Genomic DNA, 13,228 nt, shown 5'->3' with positions numbered 1-13,228 from the left:
AACTTCACCAGGCTTCGCGCGTACCTTCATCCGCCCCTTCGGGGCACCTCCTCCCGATGGGAGAAGGGAAGCGCCTGGCCTGTGTCTGGCGCAAGGTCAGCGTGATGGAGTTAGAGCCCCTCTCCTGCGGGAGAGGGGTTGGGGTGAGGGTATGGGGCGAAGCCACACGTGCACTCAAACTCCACCAGGCTTCGCGCGTACCCTCATCCGCCCCTTCGGGGCACCTTCTCCCGGTGGGAGAAGGGAGTCATCTCTGCCTCTTTACTGTCTTGGAAAGCTGCGCGGGCTCTGCGCGTGCCTTGGCGAATCTTGCGGTTATTCGACGCTGATGGTCTGGGTCAGCGTGTGGCTGGCGCCGGGGGCGAGTTCGATCACGTCCGGGCCGGCGTTGGCCGCTTCCAGGCAGACGTAGTCGCGCCAGCCGGCGCCCACGTCGGCCATCTTGGCGGCCGCTTCTTCGCCCGGGTTCCAGGCCACCAGCGAGCGGCTGCCTTGGGTGGCGATGACGATGCGGCGGCCGAGCACCGGGTCGGTCAGGGTGTAGCGGCCACCGGCGTTGGTGTAGATGCGGTCACTGCGGCCGGGATCGCGTGGATCGCGCAGGCTCCAGTCGCCTTGTTGGCGATGGGCGGTGGCGTAGTTTTCGTACTTGTCGAGGTAGTCCAGCCCGTCCAGGCCCTGCACGCTGACCTTGAGCGCGTCGCCGACGCGGAAGTAATTGTGCAGCGCCTGGGTGAACCGCACCGGGGCCGGGCTGGTGTTTTCGGTGATCAGGCTTTGTTCGAGCGTGCGGCCGATACGCAGGGTCATGCGCAGACGCAGCGCCAGGTCGTCGAAGCTGGGCGGAGTCAGCGTGAGCATCAGGGTGCCGTCGTCTTCGCGGCGGCTGTCGGTCAGCTGCCACGGCACGGTGCGCACGAAGCCGTGCGAGGGCACTTCGCCGGTCTGGTCCTGGCGGCCGAAGTACGGCCAGCACACCGGCGCGCCGCCTCGGATCGGAGTGGGCGGTTGCTTGGCGGTGGGCGACAGCCACATCACGTCCTGGCCGCCCTTGGGCACGAACGACAGCAGCTGGCCGCCGAACAGGCTGATGGCCGCGGTGGAGAACGGGGTGTCGATCAACAGCGAGGGGAAACCGTGGAAATCGCCTGTGCGCAGGCCGGTGAGGTCGGACATGGGGGGTGCCTTCTGGACGATGGGGGATTGGGCGAATGCGGGATAGGCGGCCGGCAGCTTGAACGCGGTGGCGCGGATGGCGGCGGCGCCGGTGACCGGCGGGGCGGCACGCAGGGCGGTAAGGATGCGTTGACCGGGGCGGCCGTCGGCCGGTTGCAGGCCCAGGCGGGTCTGCTCGACCTGGATGGCGCGGCGGGTGGCGCTGCCGACCATGCCGTCGGCCTCGCCGATCAGGTGGCCGCGGGCCAGCAGCAACTGCTGCAGTTCGCGCCGCTCGGGGCGGCCCAGACCGGGGTCGTCGGTGGGCCAGGCGGCGACCAGGCCGGTGCCGCCGCGCAGGCGGTCGGCAAGCAACGCAATCGACAGTGCGTAGCTTTCGGCGGCGTTGTAGGCGTAGATCGCGTCGTAGTTACGGAAGACCAGAAACGCCGGCCCGGTCGGGCCAGCCGGTAGCAGCAGCGCCGCCGGGGTATCGGCGGGCACACCGGTCGGCGCCAACGCCTTGCCATCGGTGCCAAGCAAGCCGGCGGTCTGCCAGGCCTGCAGCGGTTGGCGCCGGGTGCGGCCGGCCTTGCTGGCATCGAAGCCGGCAGGCAGGCGCACTTCCATCCCCCAGGGGCGGGCGCGCTGCCAGCCGGCCTTGACCAGATAGTTGGCGGTGGAGGCCAGCGCGTCGGGAATGCTGGCGACCAGATCGCGGCGGCCGTCGCCGTCGCCATCCACCGCGATGCGGGCGTAGGTCGAGGGCATGAACTGGGTCTGCCCGAAGGCACCGGCCCAGGAGCCGGTCAACCCGTCCGGAGATAAGTCGCCTTGCTGCAGCAGGCTGAGCAAGGCGAGGAATTCGCCGCGAAAGAACGGTTGACGGCGGCCCGCGCACGACAGCGTGGCCAATGAGACCAGCAACGGGCGCTTGCCGGTGACGCGGCCGTAGTCGCTCTCCACGCCCCACACCGCCACGATGGTGGCCGGATCCACGCCGGTCTGTTCGGACAGGCGGGTCAGCAACGCGCGGTAGGTGACCAACATGGCCTGCCCGTCGGTGACACGCTGGCTGTCGACCAGGCTGGCGAGGTAATCCCAAATAGGGGTGGTGAATTCGGGTTGGGCATCGAGCAGCGGCAAGACGCTGGAATCGCGCGCCAGGCCGGCGGTGAAACGCTGGAAGTTGGCGGCCTCCACGCCCTTGGCGGCGGCCTGGGTCTGCAGGCCCGCCAGGCAGCGGTCGAAGGCCGGATCGGCACAGGCGACTAATGGCAGCAGTGCCAGCAGCGTGGGCAGGACACACCGGATCGGCATCATGGCGTGGTGACCGGCGTAGAGACGGACGTCATGCGGTGGAGCGCTCCTGCGGCAAGTCGAGCCACCGAGGATAGCCAACCTGAGTGGTTCGAGGCGTGCAGGTGGCGCTGCCGCTGCAGCATCGTGAGCTGCGGGAGTGGGTGACGCTACGCGGGAATGAAGGCGTAGTAAGCGCGCTTTTGAGACCGGTAAGGACAGTACTGACGCTCTATGACGTGTGTCAGCTGGGGATAGTGCGCGCCGATGCCGAGGTCTTGAACCGGTCCGCCTGGCAGAGACGCAGCCACAGCTCGGCGGCATTGATCGCCGGGCTTAGCTGCCGTCGCCGGTGATGCCGGTCAGCAGCGACAGCGCCGGTGCGGAGGGGCTGGCGTCGGATACGCGACGGGCGCGGGCCCTGCGTGGAGCATCGTGGCGGGGACCGAACCAGACCATCGCAGTGGCCAGACATGCCGGCAGCACGATCGCGAACACCGCGATGGCCACCAGCACCCACTGCCAGAGATTGAAGGTTGCCATGATCGTGTCCGCCCCGCGGCGAGCTCCGCCGAGGCGGCAAGCTTCCGGGATCGGCTGCGAACGTGGCGTCGACAAACCGCGCCGGCCCATGCCGTTCGTCGGGCTGAATGGCTTCATGTCTGCGGCCTGTTGCGGCATCACTTCAAGCCTGGACCCTGCTCAGCGCGCGTCGAGGTAATACCAGTGGCCGTCTTCGCGCACGAAGCGGCTGTGCTCGGTCATGCGCACCGCGCTGCCGCCGCCAATGCGATAGCGGGCCAGAAACACCACTTCGGCAGTGTCGGCGCCGGTGACGATGGCGCGTTGTACGGTCAGGCCGAGCCAGGTGGTGCGGCCGCCTTGGTCCAGCGACAGTTCGGATGGGCGCGTGGACGGATGCCAGCTGGCGAGCAGGTACGCCACATCGCGGCGTACATAGGCGCTGTAGCGCGCACGCATAAGGGTTTCGGCATCGGGCGCGGCGGCACCGGCATGGTATTGCCCGCAGCACTGCGCGTAGGTGGCGGCGCGGCCACAGGGACAGGGATCGGTGGGTATGGAGGTCGGCATCGGGCGATTGTGCGGGATGGGATTGGGGATTGGGGATTGGGAGGCGGGTTTCTACGTGTTTATGCTGTCGTCCCCGTTGTGCGGAGCGCCGTCTTGCTGGAACTGATTCCCACCGAATTGCCGTGGCTGCTGTGCATTGCCTTCGTTGCCGGATTGGTGGATGCGGCGGTTGGTGGGGGTGGGTTGATCCAGTTGCCGGGGCTGTTCGCCACGCTGCCGCAGCAGGCGCCGTCGCTGATTCTGGGCACCAACAAGTTCAGCGCGATGTTCGGCACCGGGGCCTCGGCGTGGCGGTATGCGCGCAATGTGCGCTTTCCGTGGCGGCCGGTGCTGTATGCCACTGCGGCGGCGTTCACGTTTTCGTTTCTGGGCGCGACGGCGGTCAGCCTGCTGCCCAAGCAGGCGGTGCGGCCGCTGATTCTGGTGCTGCTGGTCGCGATGTTGATCTACACGCTGATCAAGAAGGATTTCGGTGCGCTGCATCGTCCGCGCGAGATCGGCCGGCGTGAGTTGATCACTGCGTTGGCGATGGGCGCGGCAATCGGGTTCTACGATGGGTTCTTCGGTCCTGGCACCGGCAGTTTTCTGATCTTCTTGTTCATCCGCTTTTTCGGGCTGGATTTTCTGCGCGCCTCGGCCGCGGCCAAGGTGGTGAACCTGGCCACTAACCTGGCGGCGCTGTCGTTCTTTTTGCCCAGCGGCCAGGTGATGCTGGCGATCGGCATTCCGATGGCGGTGGCCAACGTGGCCGGTGCAGTGGCCGGTACACGAATGGCGTTGCGCGGTGGCACGCCGCTGATCCGCAAGTTGTTTCTTGTGTTGGTCATCGTGCTGATCGGCAAGATGGGCTGGGATCTGCTGCGTTGACGACCGCGAACCAGACCGCACCGCATCGAACGGCCACGCGGCGCGCACTTCCCGCAACCATGCACACCGACCCTCTCGACTGGCCCTTGCCCGCCCACCAGCGCGGGACCTTACGCGGCATGGATGCCGCGTAAGAGCTTACAAGGACGTACTTGCAGCGTGTCCCGCGTCGGTGGGCGGGCAAGCGCCCTGCGGCCAAGCTACAGATCAGCCGGCTGCGTACAGTTTTGTTGGCGACTCTTAGTCGCTTAGAAATCCATACTCAACGTTGCCGACAAGGTGCGCGGTGCGCCCGGGTAGTTGGTGGTCTGCGTCACCGGTTGCTCGATGTAGAAACGATTGGCGATATTGCGCAGCATCAGCGCCAGTTGATAACGGCCGCCGAAGCGGTATGCCGCCGAGGCATCGAAGCGCGTGTAGCCGGCAATGCGATAGCTGTTGGCGAGATCGCCTTCGCGCTCGCCCACATGCACCGCGCCTGCGCCCAAGGTCAGGCCATACAGCGGTCCGCTGGCGACATGGTAGGTGCTCCACAGACTGGCGCTGACGCGCGGCACGCCGCGCAGGCGATTGCCCTGCGGAATGACGGTATCGCGGGTGACCTGTGCGTCCAGATAGCCGGCGCCCAGAATCAGCCGCCAGTTCTGGGTGAGCTCGCCGGTGATGTCCATTTCCAGCCCGCGCACGCGCTGCTGGCCGGTGACCAGCACAAAGCCATCGTTGTCCGGATCGCTGGTAGCGACGTTGTCCTTGGTGATCTGGAACGCGGCAGCGGTGGCGAGCACGCGGTTGTCGAATAGCGCACTTTTCAGTCCGATTTCGTACTGGCGGCCGGTCTCCGGTGGTGCGCTGCCGCCAGCAAACAGGGTGGCGCTGCGCGGTCGAAACGCGGTGGAGGTGTTGGCGTACAGCGACAGCTGCGGCGCCGCCTTCCACACCACGCCAATGCGTGGCGATGCACGCCGGCCGTCTTCGCGGGTGCGGGCGCCGTTGTCGATGGTGGTCTGTTGCACATCATCCCAGCGCACGCCGGCCAGCACATCCCAGCGCTCGCCGATGCTGATCTGGTCCTGCACGTACAACGCGGCGTAACGCGCATCGACCTCGATGGCGCGCGCCGGCACATACGTGCCCGGCAAGGCGCCCTGCACCGGACTGGTCACGCTGATGCGGGCCAGCGGCGCGCGGGCTTCATCTGTCTGGCGATGCGCATCCACGTATTCGGCGCCGGCCAGCACGTGATGGCGCAGTGGGCCGGTAGCGAAACGCGCCAGCACTTCGGTCTGCGAGGTGGTGGCGCGCACCTGCTGGTCCTGGCGCACCGCGCGGCGTTGCAGAAACGCGCGATCGGCGCTGAAACCGGTGAAGTCGGCCACGTCGCGGCCGCTGTCGCCGTCCTGGTGATTGAGGATCTGGCGCAGCGTCAGCCAGTCATTGGCGTCGACTTCGATGCGCCCGCGTGCGGTGCGCGAGGTGCCGTGATTGCGCGACCACGGCTCGCCAAAACTGCGCTCGGCCGGGCCACGCACCACGCCGTCGATGGCGACCAACCCGCGATCGCCCGGGCTGTTCTGGCGGGTGTATTCCAGATCCAGATCGGCCCGCAGTTGATCGTTCGGCCGCCATGCCAGCGAGGGCGAGACGAACACGCGGTCGCCATCGGCCTGCGCAGCGCGAAAGCTACCGGTCTGCTGCGCGGCGGCGCTGAGCCGTGCCGATACCGTCGGGCTCAACGGGCCGGTGACGCTGGACTGCACGCGGCGCAGGCCGTGTTCGGCCACCTGCACCGAGGCATTGCCGCCGAACACCGCATCCGGCCGCAGCGTGACCAGATTGATCACCCCGCCAGGCTCGCCGCGCCCGTACAACACCGCCGCCGGGCCCTTGAGCACTTCCACCTGGGCGACATTAGCCAGATCGCGCACGGTCTCGGTGAAGTTCTGCGCCGGGTTGAGCAGGATGCCGTCCACCGCATACGAGGACGCCTCGAAGCCGCGAATGACGAAGGTTTCCGAGCGATTGCCCTGGGTGCCGCCGGGCTGCACGTTGGAGACGTTGGCCACCACATCCACCAGCCGGGTGAGTTGCTGTTCGTCGATCACCGAGCGCGGCACCACCTGGATCGCCTGCGGAATGCGCTCCACCGGCGTCTGCGTGCGGGTGGCGCCGGCGGCTTTTTCCGGCCGATACAGGGCGCGCTTTTCGCTGACCACGATGGCGTCGAGCAGGCTGGCCTCCTGGGCGGCGGCCGGCATGGCGGCAAACAGGGACACGAACAACAGGTGGCGAGGCGCAGGCAGTGGGGTCATCGGGATCTTCAGCGGGCGATGCGCGCACTGGCGGGCACATCTGGGCCGCTAATGATAACGATTCTTATCTAGGCGTGCCGGCTTGCTGTGTCCCTGACCTGCGCCGCATGCGACCGCAGCGCGGTGACGCAGGCATCCAGGCGTTGCGCTCAGCGTTTTCCGCGCGGCTTGCTTGCAGATCCGCGCGTGGACGCAGGACGTTCCTTGGCCACTGTGGCTTTGGCTGGCGCGGGCCTGGCAGTGCTGCGCGCCGCGGTTGCTTTGGTTGCTTTGGTTGCGCCACCCAGCGATGTGTTACCGCGTCTGGTCGCCACTGCCGACTTGGCAGCAGGTGTCTTCGGCACTGCCGTGGCTTTGGTCGGCTTGGCAGTCGGCTTGGCGGACGCGGTCGTACGCCTGGATGCCTTCCCGGTATCTGCCTGCGTCTTGGAGGGTTTGGTCGGCGTTGCCGGCTTGCGCGCTGTGCCCGCTGCAGGCGATGCACGCCTGGCTGATGCAGGTTTGGCTGGTGCAGTCTTGGCGGACGCGGCCTTGCCCGCTGCGGTCTTCGCCGATGCCGACTTGCCTGATCCCGCACGTGCGCTGGAAGCGGCGGTTTTCGAGGTCTTCGGCGCGGCTTGAACAGCTGGCGCCAATGCCGGCGTGACCTTGCTGGCGCGCTTGCTCGCCTTGGCTGCCAAGTCGTCCTGCGCAGGGACGTCCTGAAGCGCCGCACCCTCAGCGCCAGAGACAGGACCGGTGCTGTCCATACGCGTTTCACCCCGCGTCGAACGGGCTGCATCCTCGCGCTGCGTAACACTCGCAGACTGCTCCGCAATTGCAGGACCAGCCTCGTCTGCACGCGAGCGCTCGGGCAACTTGAGTCGCTGCGCCTGCTCGTCGTATTCGATCAGCAGCACGCCGGAGTTGTGCCGGCCGCTGATTTCCACAAAGCAGGCGCCGCCGATGAACGGCTCCAGCGTCATCACCGATTTCAGTGGTGTGGCCACCACCATCTGGAAACCGAAGTTCTCGAAGATGTTCATCGCCAGCGCGGTGAATTCGTTGTCGGCCTTGTCGAAGGCTTCGTCCAGCACCACCGCGCAGTAACGCGGCAACTCGCCGTCTTCGCCGCCGAGCTGGTAGCGCAACGCAGCGGCCAGGCAGGTGGTTGCCAGCTTCTGGCGTTGACCGCCGGATTTGCCGGCGCCGCTGCGGTAGATCTCCACCTGCGCGCGGGTCTGTGCGTCCAGTTCAACGCCGATGAATTCCACATGCAGGCGCACGTCCAGCACCTGCTCGCGCCAGCGGCGTGCCTCCGGTTCCTGCGCGCCCAGGCGCGCCACCAGCTCGCGCAAGGTGGAAAACTGCGCCTCGGCCAGTGCGCGGTCTTCGGTCTGTTGATGCGACAGCACCGCACGCAATTGTTGCTGGAATTCCTGCACTTCGCTCAGGCGACGGTCGCTGACCTCGATGGTCAGCAGCGTGCCGCGATTGAACGGCACCTGCTCCAGACTGGCGTTGACCTCGTCCATGCGTTGCTTGATGCCCTTGTGGGCCTCGGCGGTGTGGCGCTGCAGGGCGAGCAGATTGTTCTTGCTCTGGGTCTGCAGCAGGTCGAAGAAGCGGTGCTCGTGGCGCGGCAGGCCATCGCTTTCCAGGCGATCCAGCCGCGCGAGGAAATCGTCGGCACTGGCCAGGCTTACGGTGAAATCGCCGCTGTCTTCCGGCCATTGCTGGCAGTACTTGCGGAAGCAATCGAGCAGCTGCGCGCTGAGCCGGCTGTCGCGGCCCTGGCTCTCGGCCAGTTGCTCGGCCAGGCCGCGCTCGACCACACGGAAATGCGCTTCCAGGTTGTCCAGCGACAGCGGTGCCAACGCCGCCAGGCGTTCGCGCAGGCCCTGCAGCTGGGTGGGCGTGAGCGCGGCGGTGCCGGCACGGCTGGCGCAGGCGGCGTGCTGCTGTTCGAGCCGGACACGCTCGCGCGCCAGCTGCGCGCGCTCCAGCCGCACTTCCTCGTAGGTGCGCTTGGCCTGGTCGCGCAAGGTGCGCGCGGTCTCGATCGCCTGGCCGAGCGCGCGCAGGCCGCTGTTGCCTTCGCGCAGCTGCTGCAGCTGTTCGTCGATATCGCTCAGGCGCTGCAGCTTGGGGCCGACATCGATCTCGTCCCAGTCGCGCTCCACCAGGGTGTGCGCGGCCAGCTGCCGTTCCTGGTCCTGCTCGCGCTGCTTGCGCAGCGCGGCCACGTCGGCATCGCAGCCGGCGATGCGCTGGGCCAGCGTCTGCGCCTCGCGCTCGAACACCTTGAGCTTGTCGCGGTTGTCGTGACCCAGCAACCAGCGTTTGCGGTCGTTGACCGCATGGCGGTCGTCCTTTTCGTAGCGATCGCCGGGATGCTTGACCTGCCCCTCGCGAGTGATGGCGCGGTCGGCATTGCGCAGCGCGGCGGCGTTGTCGACGCATTCGTAATCGAAGCGACGCATCAACTCGTTGCGCAGCCACTCGGTGAAGGCATGCTCGCGCAGTTGCAGCTTGCCCGGCAATGCGCGCGCATCCGGCGTGCGCGCATGCAGCGCGTCGTTGCGGCGTACCCGGAAATACACCAGCCGCGTGCCGATGTGGGTGCGGTTGACCCATTCGCTGACCTGCGCGTAATGCCGCTCGTCCACCAGCAGCGACTGCGCAAAACCGCTCAGCACGCGCTCGATCGCGCCGCGCCAGGCCGCCTGATCCTCGCGCACCTGCACCAGTTCGCCAACGAACGGCAGCGCGGCTTCGGCAATACCGGTGTCCTCGCACAGGCGCGCACGCAAGGCCTGCATCGGTGCCGGCATGCTCGACGGGGCGCGCTTCAACGCATCCAGTTCGGCGCGGATCTCGGCAAAGCGCCGCTCATCGTCGCGGCGCGCACCCATGCGCTCGGCGATCGCCTCATCCAGCGCGCTGGCGTCGTGCTTGCCGTTCTCCAGCACGGTCTGGGCATGCGCGATCTGCTCGGCAAAGCCGCTGGCGCCTGCGGCCAGGGCGGTGCCGAGCTGGCGGCAGGCCTGTTCGATCTGCACGCGACGCCGCAGACGCTCGTCGCGCTCGCGCTCGACCCGGGCGCGCTCGCGTTCGAGCTCCTCGATCTGTTCGCCACCGGCGGCGCGTTGTTCGCGTTCCAGCCCGGCGAGTTTCTGTTCCTGATTGTCCAGCGACTCACGCCGCTGGCCTTCTTCGCCGGCCAGCCCGCGGTCCTGGCTGTCGAGCTCGTGCAGGCGCGTCTCCAGCAAGGCCAGACGCTGCTGTTCGCGATAGCTGTCCACGCCCAGCTGCAGCTCGCGCAACTCGCCGACGCTGTGGCGCAGAGCCATCAGCGCCGCATGGTGTTCACGTGCCGGGCTCAGCGTTTCCACCTGGCGGCGTGCGGTGACCACCGCATGATGGGCGCCGTCGAGTTCGGCGAAGTCTTCCACCAGCCGGTCGGCCGCTTCGAACGTGCGCGGCTCGTCCAGCATGAAGCCGCGCAGGAACACATTGAGATCGCCCAGATTCTTGGCCGACTGGGTCTTGTGCAACAACCGCAACGCCATCTCGTTGCCGATGCCCAGCACATGCCGGAAGCGCTCTGCGTAGCCGGCAAAGCCATCGAAATGCGCGACCTCCTCGCCGAGACGCGCCTTGAGCTTGCGCAGATCCAGATCGAAGCCATCCAGCTCGCTGGCCACATCGAAGCTGCGCGGCGCGACCATGTAATGGCGGCGCACATCGGCCGCGGCATTGCCGCTGCCGGCGATCCAGAACAGGCGAATCAGACTGACCGTCTCGCCATGCGCGTTGCGGTATTCCAGCACCAGCGCAGACCAGGTGGCACCCTTGCGCAGGTATTGGGTGGCGATTTCGCCCGAGGCGCTGTCCTGCTGATCGGCCCAGGCCCCACGCACATACGACACCAGGCTGCGATCGCGCCCACTGCGCTCGGCCTCGCGTGCGGCGGCATTGAAGTCGACGATGCTGGGCGGGGTCAGCAGTGCCGACATCGCATCCAGCAAGGTCGACTTGCCGGACCCGGAGCGGCCGACGAACAGGAAGCCTTTCTCCGCGATCGGCACCTCGGTCAAGCCGTTGAACGTGCCCCAGTTGTGCACCTGCAACCGCCGCATGCGGAACTGCTGCGCGCGCTGCTCGGCAAGCGAATCAGTGAACAGGGACGCGCCCGGCTGCGCCGGCGACAGGTTGGACTGGGAATTCATGGCTCACTCACCAAAACGGGATGACAGGTAACGCTGAAGACGAATCACATCACGCATGTTTGAAGCAGGGGGGCGTGTTGCGATCGGCCGTCCCCTCATCCGCCCTTCGGGCACCTTCTTCCGATGGGAGAAGGCACTCAGTCGAGCGCAACGTCTCCCTCGCGCAAGCCGCGATACGCCACCACCAAGGCCTGCATGTCCTCTGCCGAGAACAACAACTTCAGCACCGGCGAGACCTCATACCGCTCCTCGCTGCCGCGCAACCGCGACAGCAACTGGTTCTCGCGCATCTTGCCGATCGCCGTCATCACCCGTCGCGCGAATCCCGCGCGGTCGGTGGACACGTTCTTCTCGTAGACCGACAAGGCCTCCACCAACTGCGCCTCGTCCACCACCGCACGCTCGCCGCGCGTATCGGCTTCGGCCAGTTGCTGACGCAGGAACAGCAGCAACACCGACTCGATAAATGTCAGTGGCGCGCTGCGCAGCAGGGTTGGCGATTCCAGCTCGGCGGTATCGGCCTGACGAGTGAAGGCCACCCCGCCCTCGCGGTCCAGCACCAGCTCCAGGAACAGCTCGCACAACACCTGGCGGATCGCCGCTTCGTTGCGCAACAGCGCAGGCCACAACGCACCGTGGCGTTGCGCGTCGATGCTGGGGCCGGCCAGCAGCTGGCACAGCGCACGCCGCGCGTCGAATGGCAGCGTGCCGGTGTCGCCCAGAAACAGTTCGCCACGCGGTTGTGCAGGCGATGTCTCCGTCAGCGGCATGCGGCCGGCATCGGCCGACGCGCCGGTGTCCTCATCCGCATCCAGGCGGGTGTCCTCAGACCAGTTCATTGCGTTTCTCCCGGGTGAACCACACCAGCGGAATGCGTGCGCGCCGCAGGGCGCCGTCGCCGCCTTCCCATTGCACCGTTTCCATCTGTCCATCGATCACCACGCCGTGGCGCGTGCCCAGCGACAGGTAACCGATCACGCTGCCCAGGCCCTGCGCGGCCGGGCGCTGCTGCAGCGCATCGCCGATGGTCAGGCGCGGGCGCTGGCCGAGCAGCTCGTGCAGATCGCGGCGCAGGCTGCGCACGTCGATCTCCGATTGCGCGACCAGATCGCCCACGCTGTCGAGCGAGATGTCTGCCGCATCGGCGGCCTGCACGCGGCCATCGACCTGGGTCAGGCGCGGGTCGTGCAGGCGCCATTGCGACAGCGAACGCAGGCGGGCAGCGCTCAACGCCTGGGTGTAACCGGTGGCGGTGGTGGCGTGCAGGCTGTCGCGCAGCTGCAAGGCTTCGCCCTGCGCCTGCTTGAGCAATTGATTGAGCCGGCGCTGTTCCAGATAGCCGCGGCTCTGCACGAAACCGCGCAGGCTGCGCGCGAAGTGCTGCATCACCGTGTGCACCTCGCCGCCGCGCTCCAGCAGCGTGCCGGTCAACCCGCGCAGGAAGGCGCGTTCGCGACGATCGAGCTTGCGGGCGAAGCCGCGTGCCAGCAGCGCATCCAGTGCCTGATCGAGCTGGCTGCTCTGCTGGGTGTCGTTGAGCAGGCTCCAGAACGCCTCGAAGGTGCGCCCGGCCTCGCTGTCGGCGATCACGTCCACGCCGTTGAACAGCTGCTCCAGCACATCGCCGCGCGCGCCTTCGTCGTCGATGATGCGCTCGCGGAACTGGCGGTTGAGCTGTTCGAAATCATCGCGCACGCGATGGAAATCCTCGGCCAGCTCGTCGGAGAGATGGATCAGGTCTCGGGCGCGCTCCAGTGCGCGCTTGCCATCCAGCGCGGCCACGCGCCCGGAGGCCACGCGCTCGATCTCGGCATCGATGCGCGCGCGTTCTTCGCGCAGGGCGGCCAGACGCAGCTCCGGGTCGGCTTCGGTCTGGCCAGCCAATTGCACCAGCTGCTGGATCACCAGCGACAGCCGGCTTTCGGTGGCGCTGCTGCTGCTCTCGCGCAGGCCGACGATGAAACGGATGGCCTGGGTGGCCGCACGCGACAGTTCGTACTCTTCTTCGGCCGCGCCTTCGGGCAGGCGGCGTTCCAGCCAGCCCTGCGCCAGCCAATGCGCCAGATAGGCCTGCGCAGTGCGCGGCAACTCGCGCGAGAGTTCGTCGGCGCGCAGCACATCGAGCTGGCGCTGCAGACGCTCATGCAGCACGGCCGAGGGCAGGCGGCGTTCGCCATCCATCAATACCGTCTGCAGCAGGCCGATCAGCTCCGGCGCGTGGTCGGCGGCGAGCAGTTTCCACACCGGCTGCTCGCGCAATTGGCGATAGCCGGCGATGCGTGCCTGGTGCTTCAT

7 protein-coding genes and 1 pseudogene are annotated in these 13,228 nt (G+C 67.4%); 1 reads left to right on the top strand and 7 read right to left on the bottom strand.

Going from position 1 to position 13,228, the window contains the following annotated elements:
- Positions 1-315: 315 nt before the first annotated feature.
- The 3 genes from NMB96_RS06610 to NMB96_RS06600 form a co-directional block, all read right to left on the bottom strand.
- Positions 316-2,478 (bottom strand): lytic murein transglycosylase, encoded by a 2,163-nt coding sequence (locus tag NMB96_RS06610; RefSeq protein WP_255086531.1) that lies wholly within the window; start codon positions 2,476-2,478, stop codon positions 316-318.
- A gap of 312 nt (positions 2,479-2,790) precedes the next feature.
- A complete protein-coding gene (locus tag NMB96_RS06605) occupies positions 2,791-2,997 on the bottom strand; it encodes a hypothetical protein (RefSeq protein ID WP_006449007.1) in 207 nt (68 codons plus the stop codon).
- Between the two features lie 159 nt (positions 2,998-3,156).
- A complete protein-coding gene (locus NMB96_RS06600; protein ID WP_023905771.1) occupies positions 3,157-3,546 on the bottom strand; it encodes a YchJ family protein in 390 nt (129 codons plus the stop codon).
- Positions 3,547-3,639: 93 nt separating this feature from the next.
- Between NMB96_RS06600 and NMB96_RS06595 the strand changes: the two genes are divergently transcribed.
- Positions 3,640-4,413: a sulfite exporter TauE/SafE family protein gene (locus NMB96_RS06595; RefSeq protein WP_183086943.1), complete on the top strand. Its 774-nt coding sequence runs from the start codon at positions 3,640-3,642 to the stop codon at positions 4,411-4,413.
- A 248-nt stretch (positions 4,414-4,661) separates the two neighbouring features.
- Here NMB96_RS06595 and NMB96_RS06590 read toward each other — a convergent pair whose 3' ends face one another.
- From NMB96_RS06590 to NMB96_RS06575, 4 genes and pseudogenes are all read right to left on the bottom strand, one after another.
- Positions 4,662-6,722: a TonB-dependent siderophore receptor gene (locus tag NMB96_RS06590; protein ID WP_023905773.1), complete on the bottom strand. Its 2,061-nt coding sequence runs from the start codon at positions 6,720-6,722 to the stop codon at positions 4,662-4,664.
- An 811-nt stretch (positions 6,723-7,533) separates the two neighbouring features.
- A pseudogene (locus NMB96_RS06585) lies at positions 7,534-10,933 on the bottom strand (ATP-binding protein); the annotation flags it as partial.
- A gap of 137 nt (positions 10,934-11,070) precedes the next feature.
- Positions 11,071-11,772, bottom strand: a complete 702-nt coding sequence (locus NMB96_RS06580; RefSeq protein WP_255086529.1) for a DUF4194 domain-containing protein — start codon at positions 11,770-11,772, stop codon at positions 11,071-11,073.
- Positions 11,759-13,228: a DUF3375 domain-containing protein gene (locus tag NMB96_RS06575; RefSeq protein ID WP_255086528.1), complete on the bottom strand. Its 1,470-nt coding sequence runs from the start codon at positions 13,226-13,228 to the stop codon at positions 11,759-11,761. Before NMB96_RS06575 ends, NMB96_RS06580 begins: the two co-directional genes overlap by 14 nt.

Source organism: Xanthomonas hortorum (genome assembly GCF_024339125.1).
In the GTDB taxonomy this organism is placed as follows: Bacteria; Pseudomonadota; Gammaproteobacteria; order Xanthomonadales; family Xanthomonadaceae; genus Xanthomonas; species Xanthomonas hortorum.
Note: the sequence above shows the minus strand (reverse complement) of the source record. Positions and strands in the feature narration are given on the sequence as shown.

What these genes read in the sequence shown, in the direction of transcription:
- NMB96_RS06610 (WP_255086531.1), bottom strand. Translation starts at nt 2,478, where the DNA reads ATGATGCCGATCCGGTGTGTCCTGCCCACGCTGCTGGCACTGCTGCCA.
- NMB96_RS06590 (WP_023905773.1), bottom strand. Translation starts at nt 6,722, where the DNA reads ATGACCCCACTGCCTGCGCCTCGCCACCTGTTGTTCGTGTCCCTGTTT.
- NMB96_RS06605 (WP_006449007.1), bottom strand. Translation starts at nt 2,997, where the DNA reads ATGGCAACCTTCAATCTCTGGCAGTGGGTGCTGGTGGCCATCGCGGTG.
- NMB96_RS06600 (WP_023905771.1), bottom strand. Translation starts at nt 3,546, where the DNA reads ATGCCGACCTCCATACCCACCGATCCCTGTCCCTGTGGCCGCGCCGCC.
- NMB96_RS06580 (WP_255086529.1), bottom strand. Translation starts at nt 11,772, where the DNA reads ATGAACTGGTCTGAGGACACCCGCCTGGATGCGGATGAGGACACCGGC.
- NMB96_RS06575 (WP_255086528.1), bottom strand. Translation starts at nt 13,228, where the DNA reads ATGAAGCACCAGGCACGCATCGCCGGCTATCGCCAATTGCGCGAGCAG.